This window comes from Psychroflexus aestuariivivens, assembly GCF_004010055.1.
Classification (GTDB): Bacteria; Bacteroidota; Bacteroidia; order Flavobacteriales; family Flavobacteriaceae; genus Psychroflexus; species Psychroflexus aestuariivivens.
This window is the reverse complement of the sequence record NZ_RQVT01000011.1, coordinates 24,606-46,401: the sequence shown is the minus strand read 5'-3', so window position 1 is coordinate 46,401 and position 21,796 is coordinate 24,606. Positions and strand designations below refer to the sequence as shown.

At 34.3% G+C, this 21,796-nt stretch carries 20 protein-coding genes and 1 pseudogene; all 21 read right to left on the bottom strand.

The features are described 5' to 3' along the window. Positions 1-402: 402 nt before the first annotated feature. Positions 403-1,395, bottom strand: a complete 993-nt coding sequence (locus EIG86_RS02055) for a sugar-transfer associated ATP-grasp domain-containing protein (RefSeq protein WP_127844485.1) — start codon at positions 1,393-1,395, stop codon at positions 403-405. A 315-nt stretch (positions 1,396-1,710) separates the two neighbouring features. Further along, entirely contained in the window at positions 1,711-2,667 is a 957-nt protein-coding gene (locus EIG86_RS02050) for a GDP-L-fucose synthase family protein (RefSeq protein ID WP_127844484.1), read from the bottom strand. A gap of 13 nt (positions 2,668-2,680) precedes the next feature. Next, positions 2,681-3,826: a GDP-mannose 4,6-dehydratase gene (gmd, locus tag EIG86_RS02045; RefSeq protein ID WP_127844483.1), complete on the bottom strand. Its 1,146-nt coding sequence runs from the start codon at positions 3,824-3,826 to the stop codon at positions 2,681-2,683. A 44-nt stretch (positions 3,827-3,870) separates the two neighbouring features. Beyond that, positions 3,871-4,890, bottom strand: a complete 1,020-nt coding sequence (locus EIG86_RS02040) for a mannose-1-phosphate guanylyltransferase (protein ID WP_317129901.1) — start codon at positions 4,888-4,890, stop codon at positions 3,871-3,873. A gap of 9 nt (positions 4,891-4,899) precedes the next feature. Beyond that, a complete protein-coding gene (locus tag EIG86_RS02035) occupies positions 4,900-5,241 on the bottom strand; it encodes a phosphomannose isomerase type II C-terminal cupin domain (RefSeq protein ID WP_127844482.1) in 342 nt (113 codons plus the stop codon). Positions 5,242-5,348: 107 nt separating this feature from the next. Next, entirely contained in the window at positions 5,349-5,702 is a 354-nt protein-coding gene (locus tag EIG86_RS02030; protein ID WP_127844481.1) for a four helix bundle protein, read from the bottom strand. Positions 5,703-6,239: 537 nt separating this feature from the next. Next, positions 6,240-7,367 carry a hypothetical protein gene (locus EIG86_RS02025; RefSeq protein WP_127844480.1) on the bottom strand — a complete coding sequence of 376 codons (1,128 nt, stop codon included), beginning with the start codon at positions 7,365-7,367 and terminating at the stop codon, positions 6,240-6,242. A 142-nt stretch (positions 7,368-7,509) separates the two neighbouring features. Further along, positions 7,510-8,661, bottom strand: a complete 1,152-nt coding sequence (locus EIG86_RS02020; RefSeq protein WP_127844479.1) for a glycosyltransferase family 4 protein — start codon at positions 8,659-8,661, stop codon at positions 7,510-7,512. A 157-nt stretch (positions 8,662-8,818) separates the two neighbouring features. Further along, complete coding sequence (locus tag EIG86_RS02015) at positions 8,819-9,943, bottom strand: glycosyltransferase family 4 protein (protein WP_127844478.1); 1,125 nt, start codon at positions 9,941-9,943, stop codon at positions 8,819-8,821. A 51-nt stretch (positions 9,944-9,994) separates the two neighbouring features. Continuing rightward, entirely contained in the window at positions 9,995-10,180 is a 186-nt protein-coding gene (locus EIG86_RS02010; RefSeq protein ID WP_127844477.1) for a hypothetical protein, read from the bottom strand. Positions 10,181-10,244: 64 nt separating this feature from the next. After that, positions 10,245-11,303: a glycosyltransferase gene (locus EIG86_RS02005; RefSeq protein ID WP_127844476.1), complete on the bottom strand. Its 1,059-nt coding sequence runs from the start codon at positions 11,301-11,303 to the stop codon at positions 10,245-10,247. Then, on the bottom strand, positions 11,303-12,217 hold the full coding sequence (locus tag EIG86_RS02000; RefSeq protein ID WP_127844475.1) for an ATP-grasp fold amidoligase family protein: 915 nt from the start codon (positions 12,215-12,217) through the stop codon (positions 11,303-11,305). The genes EIG86_RS02005 and EIG86_RS02000 overlap by 1 nt, the downstream gene beginning before the upstream one ends. Positions 12,218-12,282: 65 nt before the next feature. Continuing rightward, positions 12,283-12,531 (bottom strand): annotated as a pseudogene (locus tag EIG86_RS01995) (transposase); the annotation flags it as partial. 669 nt (positions 12,532-13,200) lie between these two features. Beyond that, a complete protein-coding gene (locus EIG86_RS01990) occupies positions 13,201-14,070 on the bottom strand; it encodes an ATP-grasp fold amidoligase family protein (RefSeq protein ID WP_127844473.1) in 870 nt (289 codons plus the stop codon). A 90-nt stretch (positions 14,071-14,160) separates the two neighbouring features. Next, positions 14,161-14,319, bottom strand: a complete 159-nt coding sequence (locus EIG86_RS14085) for a hypothetical protein (protein WP_157983103.1) — start codon at positions 14,317-14,319, stop codon at positions 14,161-14,163. After that, positions 14,316-14,579, bottom strand: coding sequence for a hypothetical protein (locus tag EIG86_RS01985; RefSeq protein ID WP_127844472.1), 264 nt, complete (start codon positions 14,577-14,579; stop codon positions 14,316-14,318). The genes EIG86_RS14085 and EIG86_RS01985 overlap by 4 nt, the downstream gene beginning before the upstream one ends. Positions 14,580-14,640: 61 nt before the next feature. Continuing rightward, positions 14,641-16,527, bottom strand: a complete 1,887-nt coding sequence (gene asnB / locus EIG86_RS01980; protein WP_127844471.1) for an asparagine synthase (glutamine-hydrolyzing) — start codon at positions 16,525-16,527, stop codon at positions 14,641-14,643. A 1-nt stretch (position 16,528) separates the two neighbouring features. After that, the gene (locus tag EIG86_RS01975) at positions 16,529-17,662 is read right to left on the bottom strand and encodes a hypothetical protein (protein WP_127844470.1); all 1,134 of its coding nucleotides are present in this window, start codon (positions 17,660-17,662) and stop codon (positions 16,529-16,531) included. A 5-nt stretch (positions 17,663-17,667) separates the two neighbouring features. Further along, entirely contained in the window at positions 17,668-18,651 is a 984-nt protein-coding gene (locus EIG86_RS01970; RefSeq protein ID WP_127844469.1) for a sulfotransferase domain-containing protein, read from the bottom strand. A gap of 3 nt (positions 18,652-18,654) precedes the next feature. Further along, positions 18,655-19,833, bottom strand: coding sequence for a glycosyltransferase (locus EIG86_RS01965; RefSeq protein ID WP_127844468.1), 1,179 nt, complete (start codon positions 19,831-19,833; stop codon positions 18,655-18,657). Between the two features lie 292 nt (positions 19,834-20,125). After that, positions 20,126-21,430: a hypothetical protein gene (locus EIG86_RS01960; RefSeq protein WP_127844467.1), complete on the bottom strand. Its 1,305-nt coding sequence runs from the start codon at positions 21,428-21,430 to the stop codon at positions 20,126-20,128. Positions 21,431-21,796: the final 366 nt, after the last annotated feature.

The following is a 21,796-nucleotide window of genomic DNA, read 5'->3' as shown; positions in this document are numbered from 1 at the left end:
CTCTAAGAAAATCTACGGAATCCCCCGCCACAGATGAAAAATAACTCACTCGATTTCATCGAGTTCAAACAGATTTTCATCTTCTCATCCTACGCTGCTTCCTTGATTTTTAAAAGTTTTTTTGATAAGCCGGTTTTCTCAAATGCTTTGATTTCAGATGTTAGACTCATAAATTTGAAATATCCTGCTGTCAGTTCGAGTGTTTATTACGACCAGCGAGGGCATAATAAATGTACTTCGACTATGCTCAGTAGAGCTATCGAGAACTATTAATGATCTAGTTAGAAAGACTTCTCGATCCTATTTTCCTTCTGCTTGCCGCATCAGTAAAATCACTCGAAGTGATATTTTGTTGATTAAATTTCAGACAAAAACTAATTACTAGTCACTGCCAACTACTCACTAACCCTTAAGTTTCTCTTTCAAGCCCTGATTCACTGGTAATTGCCAGACCAATTTACACCAATCGTGGTTGCCTTCGATTAGTCCAGGGCCGTTAGGGGTTAAGACCACATCCCAGCCGATGGATTTGTTTTGTGGATGCAACAAGCTGGCCTCTTTGACCATTGCCATGATTTCATTCCAGTATGGAATTTGAAAACCTGGTAATTTTGTACCGGTGATAGGGTGGTGCGTTTCAGGTGACTTGGTAATGTCTGAATAAACACCAGGTCCACTAATGATTCCTGTGGCTTCATCTATGGGAGCAGCTAAGTTGCCTGCAGCTAAATTATCGACTTCACAATCTACTGAAATACGCATTCTACAACCTAAGACTGAATAATTATTATCTTCATCCAACTTTGTGAAAATTCTAATGGTATTCACCGCCGATGGTGATAATTTATTGATTGACTCGTGCTGCTGTATGTAAGTTTCCACCATATCGAACTTATTGGTTTTCATATAATTCAACATGGATGATGGCGTTAATTCACTGGTTGGTTTAATGGCCACCCCTGCGCCACACTTGCCACTGGCTTCTTTGAATACAATTTTCTCGTGCTTATTCAGAAAATCGTCAATAAGCTTGGCATCGGCTTCCAATTCTTGCAAAGTATGCACTTGATTTACCACATACTTGCCGTAAGATTTTAAAAACAAACGTTTATCATCTAAAATCTGTCGTTCATTAGGTGGATTGGCTTTTAACTGAAACTCATATAAGGTTCCAGTCCCAGCCCATTTTAGTTTTTCTTCATGACTTTTATGCAAGAAATTAAATTGGTAAAATTCCAAAATGGAAATATTGTATTTCAAGGAATTTCTTAGAATCATCGACCACTGTTTAGCTTCAGAAAGTCCGTGTTTTCCTTTGGTATGCGCCATAAATTTCTTCAGCAATTTCCAATTGAGTTGTTTCAGGTAATATGCGAAATATAATAGTCGTTTCATTTATTTTTTTTGATATATATGGAGTGGATGACTGTTTAATTAGTAGACTGGTTAACTGGTATACTAGTGAATAGTGACTAGTAATTTGAGGCTTCTTTGTTGCAGGTTATTCTGATATTTTCTTAAGATCATCAGATGTTAGATTTCAAATGTCAGACTTATAAATTTAAAATATCGAATTTGAAATGGAAAAATTTGATATTTTAGGCTTAATTCCTAAAGCTTACCGCCTAAAGGCTCTTTTATCATTTCTCTATTTTAATAATTCCAGATTTCAAACGAAATAGTACTTGTCATTCACTCAATAAGCTAAAACTAAGCGTTCAATTTAACTTCTTTATAACTGTCACTGTGTTTCAAAAACCACTCATAAGTTTGTTTAATGCCTTCGTCTAAACTGACTTGATGATGCCATCCTTGTTCATGAAGTTTAGATACATCTAAGAGTTTTCTTGGCGTTCCATCTGGTTTTGTAATATCCCATTGGATTTCGCCTTGATGGCCAACAATAGCCTGTATTTTTTCTGCCAATGCTTTGATACTTAAATCTGTTCCCGTGCCCACATTATAGAGATGTTCTTCCAGTCGATTTTCCAAAGCATACAGCACGGCTTGTGCCAAGTCATCTACATATAAAAATTCTCTTTTCGGTGTTCCTGACCCCCAAAGTTCAACTGGTGCATGGGCATTAAGTTTGGCTTCATGAAACTTACGAATCATCGCTGGTAAGACATGCGAAGTTTTTAAGTCAAAATTATCTTGTTCACCATAAAGATTTGTTGGCATTAGGCTCACGTAATCCTTGCCATATTGTTGACGAATGGCCTGACAAGCTTTAACGCCTGTAATTTTAGCGATGGCATACCACTCATTCGTTGGTTCTAAAGTATCGGTCAACAAGTAGTCCTCTTTAAGTGGTTGTGGTGCTAGTTTTGGATAGATACAAGACGAGCCTAAGAAAATAAACTTTTCAACCTCGTGCTTCAATGAGGTATCGATTAGATTATTTTGAATTTGAAGATTCTCCATTAGGAAATTATATGGATAATCCTTATTGGCTAAAATACCGCCGACTCGTGCTGCAGCATCAATGACTACCTCTGGTTGTTCTTTATTAAAAAAGCTTTGAACAGCCTCCTGATTTCTTAAATCTAAGTCTTTACTGCTTCGTCCAATCAGATTAGTGTAGCCTTTAGCTTCCAAAGCTCGCCAAATCGCACTGCCCACCATTCCTCTATGTCCAGCAATGTATATTTTGCTCGTTTTATTCATAGTGTCTTTGTCTTTATTCAGCTTGTTTTAAGACGGCATAACCGCTTTTTTTCAATTCTAAGTCGCGTTTAAATAAAATCACATCTGAAGCGACCATTTCTTTAACTAAGGCTTCTAAATCATACTTTGGTTTCCATCCCAATTTCTCTTGTGCCTTACTGGCGTCTCCAATCAATAAATCAACTTCTGTCGGTCTGAAGTATTCTGGGTCGATAGATACCAAAACATCACCTTTCTTTAACTTGGAATCCTTGGTTGCTAAGCCTGTCACGCTTTCGAAAATCTCAGCATTGAAATCCTCAAACCGTCCGACTTCTTGTTCATCTTTACCTTCAAAACTAATCTTGATGCCTACCTCAGCAAATGACATACTGATAAAATCTCTGACTTTTGTGGTTTTACCTGTTGCCAACACATAATCTTCAGCTTCATCTTGCTGAAGTATTCGCCACATGCCTTCAACGTAATCTTTAGCATGCCCCCAGTCTCTTTTGGCATCTAGATTTCCCATAAACATTTTATCCTGTAAACCTAAAGCAATTTTAGAAACTGCTCTGGTGATTTTACGCGTTACAAAGGTTTCGCCTCTAAGTGGAGATTCATGATTGAACAATATGCCATTACAAGCGAACATATTATAAGCTTCACGATAATTTACTGTAATCCAGTAAGCATATAGCTTAGCAACTGCATAGGGTGAACGCGGATAAAAAGGAGTTGTTTCACTTTGAGGAACTGCCTGTACCAAGCCATACAACTCTGATGTAGAAGCTTGGTAAATTTTAGTTTTCTTCTCCATTCCCAATAAGCGAACAGCTTCTAAAATTCTCAATGTTCCTATACCATCGGCATTTGCTGTATATTCTGGGGTATCAAAACTCACTTTGACATGACTCATCGCTGCTAAGTTATAAATCTCATCGGGTTGAGTCTCTTGAATAATTCGAGTTAAATTCATCGAATCTGTCAAATCCCCATAATGTAATTTCAAGCGAATATCTTTAGCATGAGGATCTTGGTAAAGATGGTCTATACGGTCGGTATTGAACAAGGATGCTCTTCGTTTGATACCGTGCACCATATAGCCTTTTTCCAAAAGTAGTTCAGCTAAGTAGGCACCATCTTGACCTGTGATTCCTGTTATTAATGCTGTTTTCATTGTCTTGTTTATTTTAATAAAAGCTTATTTTTTTATCCGTTAGTTTAAGTCAATTCTGGATGTGCTGTTTTAATCGAATTATGAATCTGTTTGACATCCTGGGCTTGATTTTTATCTACCAAAAGGACTGCATCCTTAGTTTCTACGTAAATATGCTCAGAGACATGCGGCAGTTCAATATGCTTATTTGAATTTAAGATCAAGTTTTGAGACTGGTCAAAGCGTCCTAAGTCATGTAATTTAAAGTAATCATAAATCGCTGAAAATGATCCCAGATCTGACCAATAAAAATCGGCAGACACCACTTTGATATTTTTTGAACGTTCCATCACGGCGTAATCTACACTAAGTTCAGGAATCTGCTCACTCTCATGTTCTGGTAAAAAGTCCTTTTGTCTGGCTTCGTAAGCTATACGACTTTTTTCATATATCTCTGGTTCAAATTGTTTCAATGCCTCTAAAAATACTTTAGCTTGAAAACAAAAGATACCAGAATTCCAAAGGAAGTTTCCAGCTTTGATGTATTTTTCTGCTAAATCTTGATTTGGTTTTTCCTTAAATCCTAAAACATCTAGACCTTTATGCTCGATATAACCATAGCCAGTTTCTGGTTGATTAGGTTTCACTCCAAAGGTCACAATTGCGCCTTGTTCGGCGAGTTGAAAAGCGTATGTTATGGCTTTTTCATAATTTTCTCCTGCATCTATCACATGGTCGGCTGGTGTCACCAACAACAAATCTTCAGGATTAGTTGCTAAAGCAGCAAACGCAATAGCTGCTGCCGTATTTTTAGGCACTGCTTCTATAATTTCATCATAATTGAAGCCATAGTCTCCTGAAGCCTGTGTTCTTGAGTGCTTATAATTATCCTTGTTTCCCACAATGATTCCTGCATCTACCAGACCAGCATTTCTTTCGATGCACAGTTGAAATAGAGATTTGCCTTGAATGAGTGGTAAGTATTGTTTAGGGCAGGACTTGCGTGATAAGGGCCACAAACGGCTACCTACGCCACCTGTCAATAAGATGTGTTGTTTCTTCATAGAATGTGCGCTGTCTTCCAAATTTAGAATTTAGGAGCGTTGATAATCATCTTCCAAACGAACAATATCATCTTCTCCAAAATAAGTTCCCAATTGTACTTCCACAAAAATAAGCTTTTCTTGACCAATATTCATAATTCTGTGCTTTGCTTTTAATGGGATTTGTATCACATCTCCAGATTTATAATCCGTATCGACGTCATCCAAGGTGATTCTTGCTTCCCCTTTGACAATTGTCCAGACTTCTGACCGTTTGTGATGGTATTGATAGGACAGTCGTCCTCCAGGTTTCACTTCTATGCGTTTCACCTTATGCGTGGGACTGTCTTCTAATACGAAGTATGCGCCCCATGGGCGTTCATCGTGTTCCATATTGTTTGGTTTTTAGATTTTGTTGATGGTTTGAGATATAAGCTGTTGGCTTTTGGCTATTGGCTGTAGGCTGTAGGCTGTAGGCTATTAGCTGTAGGCTTATTGCACTATGAAGTTAACTTTTTACTTAAACTAAAAATTTTCTTTTTGAGAGTGTTAATATTATTGTCTAACTCTTGAAACTTAATTTCATCTAAATACCCTAAGTCTTTAGACAAAAAAATGAAATATTCTAATTCATGTGCTGATCCAAGCGATATTTGAATGAAGCGATTAAATTCCTTATCTGAGTACCTACCTGCTCCTTCACTGAAATTAGAGGGTATAGAATAAGCCGCTCTTTGCATTTGAGATATTAACTGATACTTCTCACTATTTGGGAAATTTTTTGTGATATGATAAATCTCTAAAGTGAGTTGATGACTTAACTTCCAAATATCATATTTTTTAAAATTTCTCATTATGATGAAGTTTAGATTTGATTTTCCTCTTATAGCTTTTAAATTCTTGGCTTAATTAATGGCTTACAGCTTATTGCCTACTGCTTAAAGCTTTTATCTCTATAATTGTGATTTTAGGTTGCAAGCTACAGGTTTAGGCTTCTCTGTCAGTTCGAGTGGCTTGACATAAAAACAAGGCATCTCTGATGCTGGTAGTTTTTAGTCAAGGTGTATCGAGAACTATTTTTGATCTAGTTAGAATCACTTCTCGATAATATTTTCCTGCTGCTGACCGCATCAGTAAAATCACTCGAAGTGACAAACCGATACTATTTTCCTGCTGCTTGCTACATCAGTAAAACCTCTGAAATGAGGGCTCTGGGTTAAACCTGTCAGGTCTTGGAGACCTGACAGGTTTAAGATTTTTCAATGCGATTATAAAATATTGAATTTAAGATGTTAGTCTCATAAATTTGAAATGGAAAATTTGAAATATTCAAGCCTACTGCTTATAAGCCTTTAGCTTAAGGCTTTTATTTCTACAATAGTGATTTCAAATTACAGGTTTGAACCTGCATTAATTTCTTCGGCTAGTTGATCGACTGACATGAACTCAACCTCTGGATATTTTTGTACTACTTTTTGGAGTAAAGCTTTTAAGATTATTAAACCCTTTGTTCTATTTTCAGGGTCGATATGCCCGCAATAATTGACACGATGTGAACTGACAATTACTGGTTTATTGAGTCTAAACGCAGCTTGAATTTGCTTAAACGTAAACTCAACCCAATCAACACCTCTATCTTCCGTGGGTTCAAAAACCACATTTCTCACCATCGTAATGTGTTCTTGATTATTTTGATATCCTAACTTATTTTTTTCCTGAATAAACTCATTTTGACCAAGATGTCGCTGCATACTTCTTGACTTATCAATTGAAATTACACCTTGTTGATTGATATAATTATAGAGTTTAGGGTGCAACTGCTGAGCTGGGGGCGTAAAAGTTACCGACTTATAGCCATAAACTTTTTCAAAACATCGTAAGCCGTCTTTAATTATGGATTTATGATATTCTACTTCCTTTTCATCCCAAAACGCAAAGGCTTGGGTAAAACCCACAGTGGGTTTTTCTGCAAGTTTTGGAATACCTGCATAAGAACGATTTTCCAAATTAGCCATCAGGTGTGGATGTTCAATATTGAGCAAATCTTGAAACAAACTGACATTCAAATGTTCCCGACCGTGAAACTGAGGTTTAATAAATTTGTTGGCGATGCCTTCCTGCAACATCTCGAAAGCACCTTCATAAGCCAAATCGTCTGCCGCTAGTTTTTTGTAGGTTTCTGGCAACAATTCGTATTCATATTTGCGTCTCTCTTTCAAAACCTTATCAAAATCGATATTTGCCGATAAGGCATAAGATGTAAAAATCGCCGGGTTTAGGTATTTGTCTTTAATACTGCCCAAGACCTCGAATAATTGTTCATAATCTTCTCTCGTATCCAATGCATCCAAGTAATCAAAACGCCCACTCAACTGCACGCCTTTTGACTTGAGTTTCTCCACACTACTTGGACTATGCAGCCTTATATTGCCATAATCATCCACAGCAAAACATAATATCTTACGCTTGGTGGTCCATCCGCCTATATTCTTAATATGATTGGCTAAAGTTTGTTTCATTGTTAAGTATTGAGTTTTTTGTATTCTAGTGTTTTGTTGTAACACAGTGTTTCTCGGGGTTTGTTCACTGTGTTGCATGGTGTCTTTTCTCCTTGTAAGTCTGTGATATTTTTACGCTGTGATATAGTTCATTTATTTAAACTTATTGGTATAAATATTTATTAACAAATTTATCTGCATTTGAACGTTTAAAATCTTGAGCCGCATCCTCTGCATTTCTAGACATGAGTCTCTGTTGTTCTTTATTTGTACTCAAATTTTCAATCCAATTTGCTGCGTCCTTTAAGTGTTGTTTTGTAAACAAACTAGCATGTTGATAGCGTTTGGCATATACTGATAGTTGACTGTCTTCAGCAGCAATATACAATGCCGGGATGCCATAACTCATTAAGTTGAATGACTTACTAGGCACACTACCTTTGCTTGTTTTTTCATCTAAAATAACCACCCCTAAGTCTGCTGCTGACAAAGAGTAAGGAAACATCTCATCTGATTGAAAGGGCAAAAACATACAATTGGGTAAGTTTTTATATTTAACCAATTGCTCTAAATAATTTTTCCTAGGTCCTCTACCGATGATTTGAAATAGAATCTTTGGATTGTGTTGAAGTTCTTCTGCGATGTCTACCAAAACTTCAACATTATGTGTCAAACCGATATTACCTGAATATTGCACTATAAACTTGTTGTCTAATTGATGTTGATTGATGAACAAATTGTCTTGCTTTGCAATTTTCTGATTCTTCTGAAAAATCGACCAAATTGGCTGAATGATTATTTTATCTCTGTTGACATAGGTTTCTACCAAATCTGCCATTTTTTCACTAATGGTAAATAACCGGTAAGTTTTTTTAAAGGATTTTCTGTTAAGGTATGACCATATTTTATACACTGGATGGGATTCCTGCATCCCTGTAATTTTAAATATATCTGGATAAACATCCCATATTACCATGCTAAAACGGTGCGGTAGTATTAAATTTAAAAGGTAGCCCATTGGTGGTACAGACACAAACATCACTTCGTGTTTACGGTATTTGGTCATGAGCAACCACCACATATTGAATAGTGCTTTTAAAAATGAAAGCATTTTTTTTGCCGTTGGGGCTTCATGCCATTGGTTGATTTTGTGCCAATGAATATCTGGGTCGAGTTCTTCTCCTTGTGCATGTACTGATCCTGCAATGAGTACGACTTCATCAAATTTTTGATTGAATGCGTTGGCGAAGCCAATCGTAAGATAATTGGCTGCTTGGTTGAGTATGACTAGCTTTCTAGGCTGAGTGTCTGGCATTGTTTAAGTGTTTATTTACCACTGTGTTTTTAGGGTTGTTCTACCACTGTGTTTCACGGAGTCTTTTCACGGTGTCGCAAGGTGCTTTTTTTACCTCGATGTGACGCAAAGTTTTTACACTGTGTTTCACGGTATATTTATACTGTTTAACACAGTCTTACTCTGTGGTTCTTTTGGCCAACGATTTACACAGTTCAATATACTTCTTTGCCCGATCCTGTGGGCTGTCGAAAGTTTTTAACTGCTCATCTCCCTTAGCTACCAAATCTTTTTGCAGTTCTGTATTCTCTAACAATTTTTCTATCTGATCCGCTGCCGATCTTGCATCTTTTGGCTCAAAATATAAGGCCGCTTCACCACAGATACTTTTTGCAAATCCAAGGTCTGTGGTGACAATAGGCTTTTTCATCATCATAGCTTCCGGATAAGAGGCTGAAAAACATTCGGCTAAAGTTGGTAAAAACAAGGCATCGCATTCATGATATAAAGATGGACAAGCTTCTGGTGGTATCGGTCCCACATTGTGAATTTGTGGATGATGACCAATGTAAGTTTTATAATCATCAGACTGTAATGTCAATACAAACTCTATATTGTTAATCCCTTTTTGTTTTAATTCCTCAAGCATTTCGGGAATTAACTCCAAGTTTTTATGAGGATAATAAGAGGATATGCAAATCAAACGAAATACGTCTTTTGGCTTTTCTGGCAATCGTTTGGGATACACTTCCCAATCTTTATAATAATTACTGGCGGTATTCGTGACTGTAAAGACTTGATCAGTATCTAGTGCTTTACGCACACGCTGATTCACATCATCAGTTTGGGTGACATAGGCTGCGGCGTCTCGTTTGAAATAGTAAAAATGCGCTTTCCGTTTTAAAGCTAACTTTAGCTTAGATTTCCAAGACATCTCTTGAACATAAGGCGACTCTGGGTAAATGTACAGAGGCAAATTAAAGCCTATAATTTGTGGTGCTTTAGAATGAAAATAAGTTGGTCCAGAGGTCGAGATCAACACGTCTGGAATGATTTGGTGTTCTAAAGCTGACAGCTGATTTTGGATTAGCTTGATTTTTTTAAAATTGATGACACCAAAATCAAAGTGGTAAAACTGAAAATTATCAGGAAAACTGTCTGTTTTAATGGACTTACTTACACCATAACCTATCCATACATGGTACTCATGTTTAGGAAAATTTTTGCATTCATTAATGAATGATAAGGCGACTTGTATGGCACCCCCAAAACGTTGATGGGCGGTGTTAATGATTATTTTCAAGGTATCGGTATGTTTCTGAGTCTTATACTATGTTGAATATACCACGGTGTTTCACGGTGTATTTTCGCGGTTTAGCACGGTGTAAACTTCAACAGAGAGTTTTACAATGTATTTTAGTGGTGTTGCTCCGTGTATTTTATACCACGATGTTACTCGGCTTTTTTTCAGAGTTTCTTTGTTTGATTTCATCACAGGATTTCTCCTTGATACACTGTGGCAAACTCTAAGATATAACATGGTAGAATTCGTTTTATACCCCAACTAATTTAAGCACTATGTTTTTCAAATTTCTTGCTCTCGCTTATAAATCAGCAGTAATAAATTGGTAGAACTTTTCAGCAATTTGATCAGCTTCAAACAGTTTCATTTTTTCTCTAGCATTCTTTCCGAATTTTTCTCTTAGGGCTTGATCTTGCATTAAATGTTTTAGTTTATCTTGAAATAGTTCATGATCACCTACTGGAATTAGAAATCCGTTTACGCCATCATCTATGATATCAGAAGGCCCTGCAATACAGTCGTAAGCTATACAAGCACAACCCGCTGCCATAGCTTCTCCTAGAGCATTAGGAAAACCCTCAACGGTAGAAGTGAATGCGAAAATGGAAGCACGTGAATAGTTTGATTTTATATCTTTTACTACCCCATGAAATACAACTTGCGAGGCAATATTTAATTGTTCGGCTAAGGCACTGCATTTTTGTTTCAACGGACCGTCTCCGGCAAAATGAAGTTTCCAACCCTTGTTTTTCAACTCACTAAAATAGCGAATCAACCAATCTTGGTTTTTATTACCTCCAATACTTCCAACATTTAAGATTATATTTTCTCTTTCAAGTTTAGGATAGTCTAAATCTATGGGGTTACCTATCACTTCAGTTCGCTTGAAATCGTATTTATCTTTTAATAGTTCAATGGATTGCTTTGTTTGTAACAACACTCCTGCAGCGAATTTATAGGCAAACGGATTTAAAAGACCGTAACGACCTTTTAAGCTTGAAAGCGGTGAAGTTCTGTTGGCTAAATAAATGGGGGTTTTTATTCCCGCAAGGAAAAACATCACGTACGGATTATATTTTTCACCGAAAGAACAGATGACATCGGGGTTAATTTCTTTGACCGTTTTTCTCAACCATCCTCCGTTGGTGAAAAAGCGTATTTTCTTGTTTTGCCGTGTGATTTTCTCTGGTGACTGAAGTAATTTTACTTCCTTATGTAACGAATAAAAAGGAGGCTCGGAGTCCAAGCTGATCAAGGTAATTTGATAATTATCTGTTCCCCGATTAGCCAATAAAGAGGCGACACGCTCTAGGCCGCCAGCTTTTAAGGAGGGAACTAGGAATGTTACACATTTCCTCATCAATTACTGTAAATTTTTTCAACCTTTAAATCTTTATAGCTATAAAATGATTGCCATAAATTGCCAAAATTCAAATCGTCTTTATACGTAGTAAAAGGCTCATAGCCTGATCCATGATGAAAAGTTAACTCCCCAAAATAAACCTTCCCATTTGTATCATATAGGTCAACTCTAACAAAGTCAAAAGGTTTTGATAATCGTTCTGCTATCGAAATTAATTCAGCAAGATTGTTTGGTGGTGATATTGTTTCTATTTTCATTGGATATAAAGTTGAAAAATTTTGTTTTGACCAATTCGGCTTATAAAAACTCCTTGAATGAAAAGTGTGTCTGTCATGATCAACTTGAATATAATGTACTTCACCATGAAAACAAAAAAGTTTATAATCCAATAAATTTGAACCCAAGCAGTCTTCGATAATAATTTTAGGTTTTAAATTCCTATATTGGACTTCTCCAGTCGTGGCATCTAAATTAGTAGTTAAACATTTATCAATCCATTGATTAACTTGGTCTAAATCAAAATCTTCTTCGTTATTAATGATAATTATCTCACCTGATAAATGAGTTGGTTTCATGATAAAAGGTGGTGAAAGTTGATCCAAATTCTTTTTCTCCAACTTGTCTTTTATAACTAATTGTGTGGGAACTATATATTGCTCCCCTATTACACTACTGATTATTTCTTTTGCGGATTCTTTGTCCACCAATGGGCTTAATTTCTTATGCTGATTTATACATTTTGAGTGTATTGTTTTCTCATTAAATGTTTTGGGATTACTTATGTTAGGCCAATATGTATGTTTTCCGAATTTTTTATGAATTCTAAAATGCTGAATTTTATAAAACAATCTAGGATTTATTTTTAAAAAAATTTGGTATATATATATTTTAAATTTATTTACATTTTTCATATAAATTATTGTTATCTAGAGTTTAGACAAAAAATAGGATTTTCTCAGAAAGTCAAAATTTGAAATTAAAGATTTCGGCAAGTTTTACAAGATTTGTTATAAAAGAGAATAACTCTAATCCAACTGTGAGGTGTATTACTGAGCTTATCTTTAATATTGTTGAGGTCATAAGCTTGTTTGGCTTGTCCAAATTTCCCTTCTATCTGATTTCTTTCATTATATTCTTCCTTTTGTTTTTTCTTTTGATAATCGGTTAAGTCTAGCTTTTTCCCTTCTGGAATCACTTTCATCTCGATTTTTCTTTCTTTATACCACTTTCTATTTTGTTAGAGCCATAGATTTTATAAACTTGTTAAAGTCCGTGAAATTTATTTGCTCGTCAAAATCTAATTGATTGGCTAAGGCACTGCATTTTTGTTTTAACGGACCGTCCCAGCAAAATGAAGTTTCCAAGCATTGTTTTTCATCTCACTAAATATCGAATCAATTAATCTTGGTTTTTATTACCACCAATACTTCCAACATTTAAGATTAAATTTTCTCATTCAAGTTTAGGATAATCTAAATCTATAGGGTTGACTATTACTTAAGTTCGCTTGAAATTGTATTTATCTTTTAATAGTTTATAGTCAAACGGATTAACAAAAACCATAACGTCATTTTAAACTTGAGAGCGGTGAAGTTCTTTTGCCTGAATAAATCAGTATTTTTATTTCCCGTAGATATATCTTCATGTAAGAATTATATTTTTCGCCAAAAGAACAGATGACATTCTGGTTAATTTCTTTAATTGTTTTTTGCAACCTAAGACCATTAGTAAAAACGTATTTTCTTGTTTTGACTCGTGATTTGGTTTGATGGCTGATGTTATTTAGCTTCTTTATGTAAAGCATAAAAAAGCAGGCTTAGAGTCCAAGCTAATCAGCGTAATTTGATGACCTCTTACTTTCAAGTTAGCTTAAAAAGGAACAATAATTGTTATTTTAGTCATCCTTTTTTATAAGACTTAAATCAATTAAGTCACCGAGTTTTTTGTCCCACTTTTCGTCATTCCATTTCATGTAACCACCCCAAGGTCTGAAAGTATATTCACCGAATAAAATTCCATCAGGTGTGTCGTATAAGTCTATGCGCACATAAGGGAAAGGCTTAGATAGTTTTTGTGCAATTTCCAGCATTTCGTTCAATTTTTTAGGACGTTCAACAATCTTATGTTCACTTGCGAAATACCACATATCTAGGAATTTCCACTCTGTATTATACCAAGTTTCTTTTGCTCCCTCCGCACGATCACTGATCATTTGAATAAATTGCGGTACACCATGGAAGCAATGTATTTTATAATCATTCAACAGTGAATTACCGGTACCGTCAGACATAAGTGGCTCTATCAAAATCCTAGGCTTTATATTCTTGTATTCCCATTCCATGTTGGAATAAAAGAAGTTCACTTTCATTTTACGGTCAAAATGTCTTTGAAGATCTTTAAAATCAACTTTAGATTTATCACGAATAAATCTTGTACCGCCACTGTCGTGATTTGCTTTGATAATCACAGGTGCATCAGGTAAATTTTCTGCATGTAATTCCTTTGGCGATTGAAGTACTTTAAGTGTAGGAATAACGAACGGTGATCCCAAAATACTTCTCACTCTGGTTTTAACTCCTATTTTATCCACACATTTTGTGTAAATAGGTCTACGATCATGATGTTTTAAATATTGTAACTTTTCAGTAAATGTTTCGGGATGTTCAAGTGAAAGCGTTTTACCAGTACGTTGTTTATAACGGAGTTTTAAATATAATACATCCCCTATTAACCTATAAGTATAATATAAGAGCTTTTTTTTCATCTTTTGATTTTTGAAGTATATTAATTTTATTTACAAAAAATTCGGATCATTTTACCAGTTGAAGTTTAAAACGACAATTATACTTAATCTTTAGGTTATATTCCGATTTCTTCCTATCAACACCAAGGATACTTCTACATTTTCTCTTTGCGCAAAATCATTAAGCAAAATAGACATCACACGCTCCATACCACCAATACCTAATGCATGAATAATGCAGCTTATTTTTTTTGTTTTAGTCGTATTCAAAATAAATTGTGTTTTGCGTACCTAGCCCGTGTCAGAAGCCGATATTCCAATTTAGCCTTTTGAGCTTGTATTTTTGAATGATACAATTTAGGCGATTCGAGTTGATCTTGATATGTCAATGCAAATTTTGTGTAGGATACCATCCAGCAAATCAATTCCAAATAGTCAAAGTTATGTTTGGGATAGCGTTTGATTTCTTGCATGATAACTTTAAAAGCTTCTATATTCACGTATGATAAGTGATCTTTATTTGCGATCACATAATTCAAAATTTTATCATACAAATCATACTGAATAATATCTGTGTAATTGTGGTGTTTTTTATGCTTCCCATTTTTCCCACCACATCATAAACATTAAGAGTTTCCAAATGATTGGCGTATAGTGGAGTTTATTTAATTTAAATTTATTAATTAATAAAAGTGCATATTCCGTATTGATTATTTCAACTTGGTCTAACTTTTCCTTACTTAAATATTCATCTACATAAAATGACAAATCTTCTCTAAGCCATTTTAGTACTGGAATTGAAAAACCAGTTTTAGGACGTTCCATCATAGATTTTGGTACATAGTCATGAACTATATCTTTTAAGATGCGCTTGGATATTCCGTTATTATATTTAAAATCTATAGGTAATCTTGCCACGTATTCAGCCAAACGATGATCTAACATAGGCTCTCTGCCTTCTAATGAGTGTGTCATAGTTGCTCTATCTACCTTTGTTAAAATATCATTATGTAAATACGATTGATAATCCACAATCATCAGTTGTTCAATAGATTCTAAATTTGTATTTGCTATTTCAAATCCTAATTTAGGATTGGCTTGTGTATTAAATAATTTTCTAGTGTGAAAATTAGGCATTTTCCTAGCTGACTCATAAAGTTCTACAGCAAGTTTTTCGCCTTTACCTTTAAAGTTGTTAGATAAGGATTCTAATATGTGTTTTGGTCTTTCTTGATTATTTGGCATTACAGAAGAAATCCCTTTTAACAAACCTGAAGTCCATTTATTTTGAAAAAGACTCCATTTAGATAACTTTCTCATCTTCTCTGGAAAACGCCAATATTGACTATAACCCGCAAAAATTTCATCACCACCATCGGCAGATAATGAAACTGTAACCTCTTGCTTTGCAAACTTACTCACCAAAGTTGTTGGTATAGCTGAACTATCTGCAAAAGGTTCATCATAGTAATAAGCTAGATCAGGAATTAATTCTTGGGCTTCTTTTTCTGTACAATAGTACTCATAATGATCTGTGCCTAAATATTTTGCTGTTTCTTTAGCAAATGGTGCTTCATTATTCCCTTCTTTGAACCCAATGGTAAAGGTTTTAATTGGCTTTTCAGATTTGTTTTGCAATATAGCAGCCACTGAAGTACTGTCATAGCCCCCACTTAAAAAAACCCCAACAGGCACATCTGACACCATTCTGTAAGCATAAGATGACTTTAACAACTCATGTACCTCATGTTTAGCTTCTTCATAGCTGATTTTTGACTTTTCTTTATTGTAATAAGTATCTATTGACCAATACTTTTTTTTCTTAAGCTCTAAATTATTTAAATTATAAGTAATGTACTCACCAGCATTAACTTTATAACAATTTTTAAAAATACAGTGTGGACTCGGTACGTATCCAAAATCAAAATAAGCATGAACGGCATTGATGTTAAGATCTTTTTTAAATAAAGGGTGCTCATGAAAAGCTTTCAACTCTGATGCAAATAATAACAAATGCTCATGCTGGTATACAAATAAAGGTTTCACTCCAGCGCGATCTCTACATAAAAACAATTCATTGTTTTGTTGATCATAAATAGCAAAGGCGAACATGCCGATGAATTTATGAATTGCTTGTTTCCCCCAAACTTTGTAGGCTTGTAAAATAACTTCTGTGTCAGATGAAGTATTGAAATGATGTCCCAACTCCTTCAGTTCATCTTTAATCTCCTTATAATTATAAATTTCACCATTAAACACTATTTGCAAATGTTCAAATTGCATCGGCTGATTTGCTACAGATGTTAAATCTATGATAGACAAACGTGCATGCCCTAAACCAATATAATAATTACTTCTTTTTAAAAGCAAATGGTCTTGACTATCAGGCCCCCTATGTTTCAAAGTTCCAACCATAGCTCTCAAATGCGCTTCCGTGCTTTTTTGTTTTATATCAACAAATCCTACTAGACCACACATATTATTTATTTATCAAGTTGATAAGTTGATCTGAAGACATAAATTCTACATGTTTCCATTGTTTTGTAATTGCCATTAATAAAATATCTAATTTTTTAATATTCTCAGTTCTATTTTTATAATTTAAGCCCCCAATATAGTTTAGCCTGTGTGAACTAATGATTGCAGGTTTATTGTACTTAAACGCCAAGTTGATTTGCTTGAGCGCTTCATTAACTACATCTACTTGAGGGTTTTCAGCAGGTTCAAACATCACATTTCTATTCAAATACACTTGCTTTAAGGCATTAATCTGCCCAGTAAAATGATATTTTTTTTTAACTTGAAAACCTGTTTGAAGCGGAACTCTTTGTACATGCGTCCCCTGTATACCTTTTATTTTATTTTCTACTAATATTTGTTCTAGATTAGGATGCCAAACATAACAAGGGGCAATAAAAGTTTGTGAATTGAAACCCCAAGCTTTAAAAAACAATTCTTGAGACTCTCTTATATTTTTGGAATAGTCATGATACTTCCCTTTAGTTTCGAAACTACCATAAGTATCCAAATTATCTCTTCTACCACTGACTTTACCAGAACCTGTTACAGTATACATTTTCTGTTCAAAGGCATCTAAAAATCGTTGTTCTTTTGCTTGTAATCTTTTTAACCATAACTCCACATTAATATGCTCTCTACCGTGGAGTTGGGGTTGAAATAATTCTTTTTGAATCCCTTCTTGCAACAAATCCACGACTTGATCTGCATCCTCATAACGTGATAAAGTCGTTTGAAAGGTTTCATAATGATATTCTTGAAAATCTGATGCTTTGATTTTATCAAAATCAGGATTCGCTACTATATTGTTTAATGTAAATTTTGCTGGATGGTTAAACTGATCCTTATACTTCAATAAAGTTTCTGCTAAAACACTTACATCTTCATTACTTTCAATTCTATCATTTCTATTGTAAGGACAATTATCTACCGGATACCCTTTATTCAACAAATATTTGTAAGCGTCTTTATCGTACATTCGTGTGGCTCCCCAATCATCACTTTCAAAGACGACAATCTTTCGTTTGGTATGCCAACCTGATAGATTAGTAAGGTTTTGTTTTGCTATTTCTAAAATCTTATTAATTATTCTCATTCGCTTTAATAATAATTCACTTCTGACAAATCACGATTTAACAAATGACCTAATGCTATATTTGAAGGCTTATAGTATTCCAGTAATTTTGACTTTAATTCTTCTGTCAGTACAATTTCATCACCTCTAACTGATTTAGAATATTCACTTTTACTTTTGTAAGACTTACTTAATAAATTTCTAAGTTTTAAATTAGTTGATGCTCTCAAATCTACAGCTATAGACTGTGGCCATAACAACCTCATATAATTATTCACTTTCACTTTAGCTTTTTCTTCGGAACTAAAGGGTCTTAATTTCCATGTATGTTTTGAAGATTTTCTTGAACTTGAATTGGCATTATTAGAGAACATCGTCTCTACTTCAAAGTTTTTTAGTTCACAAAAAAATTTCAATTCTTCCCAGAATTTTTTAGTTTGAATGTCTTCCATCAGCAAAACACAAACCTGATCTTTACTAAAAGATTCATATAAGTCACTTACCCAAGCTACATAATCCAAATGCTTATTGTTTTGTTTGATATGATTATCAATATATCTTTCAAAATCATATTGTGAAGCTTTAATGTTGGTAACCGAAACCTGCGCATATTCAGAAGCCAATCTTTCAAACTGATTGCGTATGACCATGACAATTTTCACCTCGCCTTCAGTCCAAATATTTCGAGAAAAGTATTTCAAAAATGGGATGATTGGTCGTTCTTTAAACTTATTACGGTTTGCATACATTTCTGAACTCGCAATAAGGGGTGTTTCGTCAATACAGTTTAGGTTAGAAAATTCACGAACCTCATCAGCCCATTGTCTAGTTTTATTCTTACTCCATGTTATACTCGGACCTACGGGAGAAATACGTTGCAATTTTTTGGCTAAGTTATTTGGCATCGTCTTAGCCGTACCAAGATAACTTTTCTCGTTAATAAATACTCTATTTTGTAGCGTTGTTGATGCACATTTAGGATGTCCAATATGAAATATAATGTCTTTCATAAATTAAGGTTTCAATAACTCACGGTTAAAAAAAGAAATCCATTCTTGACCAACCTTGTTAATTTCAAATTCCTTCGCATTATCCAATGCCGTTTGCATGAGTTGATTTTGGCGTTCTTGATTTTTGGCTAAGGCAACCACTTCCCTTGCCATATAATCCACCTTAAATGGCGGAATCAACACACCGCTTTGACCTTCTTTGACTGCCCATGAACAAATGGGATAATTGTCATATACCACTGGAATACTGGCATAAGATTGGGCTTCAATCAAAGTATTTGGAAAACCCTCAAAGGCTGAGGTCATAATATAAATCGGGGAGCGTTTATAATAGGCCTCTGGGTTTTGTTTGCCATACAAGGTGATTCTTGGAATCTGTTCTTTTTCAATTTGTTGTTTTAAATCTTCATAGGCATCCCCATTACCGACTACATCGAATTGCCAATCTGGCAATTCATGCATGACTTGTTTCCAAAACGGCAGTATTAAATCTGCTCGTTTTTGTTTATAACTCAGACGGCTTAACCATAAGATGCGTTTGTCTTTAGGCGGCACTTCTGGCAATACACTTGGAATTGAATTCGGAATTAAATGGGTTTTGTGTAACTCATAATTCCCAACAAAATACTTTAACTCTTCCATATTTGGCGGTCCAAACATTACAAAGTAGTCGTAGGTGTCTAATATAAATTTTAGATCTTCTTTATGTCTTGATTTGTGTTTTTGCAATAACAACTGTTTTCCAACAGCATTATTGAATAAGGGCTGTAGTGGCTTCGGTACTGCTGCTTTTACATAATCATCTAAGTTAAGTTTTACCGAATAAAGTGTATTCCTTAAACAGCCTAAGAGTAAAAAATCACATTTGGATTTGACTTGCCTTAAGGCTTCACCTATTGGACGCTCATAAGGCATTTGGTTAATGACTACGTTTGGTTTTAAACTCAATATTAAATCTTGAAGTTGTTGGTTATTTTTTTGTTCATTATTACCGCCTTTTTTAGCAGCAGAATGCAGGGTTGCGACTTCTTGTTGAGCATGTCCACCAACATTATAAGAATATACATGAGTGTCATGTCCCTGATTGTTGAAATAATTGGACATTTTATAAGTGGACATCTGTACACCTCCAGTATTGGGGTCAAAAGCCGGGGTGAGTATGATTAATATTTTATAAATCACATAAAAGTTTTTAAGTTAATATTTGAGTCGTCAATTCTTATCTTCTATTATTTTATTTATCACCATATCTGCTCTTTTGTTATTAACGCAATCTTGATCCGCAAAATAAGCATCACCAAGATTTTGTATTTCAATAACTTCTTCAGTATCGTCTATAACTATAAGATAAAGACTTGTGACTTGGAAAATTTAAAAGCTATTGGTAAAGATAACAGAAAACTAGAGAGTTGAATTGCAATTTTAGTTAATGATTTTAGCGCCATAATTCAAAAGTTTGTTTTCATAATTTTAATCATATAAATAAATCGATAAACCCTCTAATATTAATTGCCATATCTGGATTAATCCAACTAAAAATCGGCATAAAAGCTACATAAACACTTGTCTTATAAATAAAGTCAGAGAGTAGAAATAACAAATATGGTGTCATTAAAATAACAGCTAAACTCAGTGGTAATTTGATTTTTAATGTGGAAAATTTAAAACTTTTTAAATTGTTTTTAGATAAAAAAATAACCATCAAAGCTAAGATTAAAAATCCTGCAATTTGCCAGCCCCTATTATGTACTGCATATATTGAGGTTAAAAAGTTAGAAAACGATGCCATGGCAAGTCCATAAGAAAACAGGGTTTTTTCAATATCTCCAAAATGCCTGTTTGATAATATTAAAAAAATAAATATTATTATAAAAGTCAATACATGGTGGTGTATTTTGTTACGTTCAAAATCTTTATAAAATCTTTCTTTTTTGGCAATATTTTCAACCTGTTCTTGTCTAATATCCGCCCGTTCATCATCAACATGGTAAGCATTTACTTTGCTAGCGCCAAGTTCGGTTTGAGATAAATTTTGCTTCAAACTTTCTTGGTTGACAATATTAGAAGCTAAAGTTGATACTAAAAAAATAATGAAATATACTTTAGGATTTCTGAATCCTGTAAAAAGCACCAACCAAATTGGAATCGCAAGCGCAAAAAAACCAACATGAATTAAGGGAGGCGTTAATGCCAGCAATAGGTATTTCCGTCTTTTGGTTTCATAATACGAAATAACCGCATAAAGCAATACGTACATCCCTGTCCATGTTCTGACAGTTTGCATACTACCCGGAGCCTTCCATAGTATAAAAAGCATTAAAAAAAATAGCAGATAGAATTTATTGTATTGGCTTTTCCAATCTACATAACTCAATAATTTCACCATAGTTCCTGAGTAAAAATAGGCAAATACAAATGCAACACACACAAAAAACAAGTCTGGAACATTTAAAACACCACCAATAAAGTAAGACAGTAAGTGAATATAAACATCAGCATTTGTTGAGGGCAGAGGTTTAAAACTAACAATAGCTATCAATTCTTCCCAAAATACTTGAAATTCTAAATATTGATAGTGATCATACACTCTTGCCCAATGACGGCTTCCGTCTCCTAAAAATGAAGTATGAAACAAAGAGCCATAGATTGTTACAAATATAAGCAGGAACACCCTCAAATATTTTTTATCACCTAACCTAATGGCATAATACAATCCTAGTGCAGGGGAGAAAAAGGACAATAATGCATGTGCTTTTATATAATGTTTGAAACGGCTCAAAGGCAAGTATTAGTATGTATTAAAGTTTAGATTATAAATGTATAGTATCTCTACCATTTTTTAAGTTCTAATGTCCATCTGTAAATTTTCCAAAACCATTATCTGGATAAAATGTCAATTCTTCTAAATAATTTCTCATATCTACATTAAAAAATCTACTTGTTAAAAAGGAAAATCTTAAGCTAATGATTGGGCGGCAAATAACATGTCTTCAAAAACATTTTCTTAGTATTCCTGTTTATGAATAGATTTTAATATTATAAATATTCAAATTAATCTTGAGTTAAAAAACCCTTGAAATGAAAAGTAAATATCTGACAAATTTCATGAAAATTGTTCTAAAAAAAATAAAAAACTCTTTAAGTA

What these genes read in the sequence shown, in the direction of transcription:
- EIG86_RS01975 (WP_127844470.1), bottom strand. Translation starts at nt 17,662, where the DNA reads ATGAGAATAATTAATAAGATTTTAGAAATAGCAAAACAAAACCTTACT.
- EIG86_RS02025 (WP_127844480.1), bottom strand. Translation starts at nt 7,367, where the DNA reads ATGAAACAAACTTTAGCCAATCATATTAAGAATATAGGCGGATGGACC.
- EIG86_RS02005 (WP_127844476.1), bottom strand. Translation starts at nt 11,303, where the DNA reads ATGAGGAAATGTGTAACATTCCTAGTTCCCTCCTTAAAAGCTGGCGGC.
- EIG86_RS02010 (WP_127844477.1), bottom strand. Translation starts at nt 10,180, where the DNA reads ATGTTATATCTTAGAGTTTGCCACAGTGTATCAAGGAGAAATCCTGTG.
- EIG86_RS01990 (WP_127844473.1), bottom strand. Translation starts at nt 14,070, where the DNA reads ATGAAAAAAAAGCTCTTATATTATACTTATAGGTTAATAGGGGATGTA.
- EIG86_RS02020 (WP_127844479.1), bottom strand. Translation starts at nt 8,661, where the DNA reads ATGCCAGACACTCAGCCTAGAAAGCTAGTCATACTCAACCAAGCAGCC.
- EIG86_RS02050 (WP_127844484.1), bottom strand. Translation starts at nt 2,667, where the DNA reads ATGAATAAAACGAGCAAAATATACATTGCTGGACATAGAGGAATGGTG.
- EIG86_RS02000 (WP_127844475.1), bottom strand. Translation starts at nt 12,217, where the DNA reads ATGAAAAATGTAAATAAATTTAAAATATATATATACCAAATTTTTTTA.
- EIG86_RS02055 (WP_127844485.1), bottom strand. Translation starts at nt 1,395, where the DNA reads ATGAAACGACTATTATATTTCGCATATTACCTGAAACAACTCAATTGG.
- EIG86_RS02035 (WP_127844482.1), bottom strand. Translation starts at nt 5,241, where the DNA reads ATGGAACACGATGAACGCCCATGGGGCGCATACTTCGTATTAGAAGAC.
- EIG86_RS01970 (WP_127844469.1), bottom strand. Translation starts at nt 18,651, where the DNA reads ATGAAAGACATTATATTTCATATTGGACATCCTAAATGTGCATCAACA.
- asnB (WP_127844471.1), bottom strand. Translation starts at nt 16,527, where the DNA reads ATGTGTGGTCTAGTAGGATTTGTTGATATAAAACAAAAAAGCACGGAA.
- gmd (WP_127844483.1), bottom strand. Translation starts at nt 3,826, where the DNA reads ATGAAAACAGCATTAATAACAGGAATCACAGGTCAAGATGGTGCCTAC.
- EIG86_RS02030 (WP_127844481.1), bottom strand. Translation starts at nt 5,702, where the DNA reads ATGAGAAATTTTAAAAAATATGATATTTGGAAGTTAAGTCATCAACTC.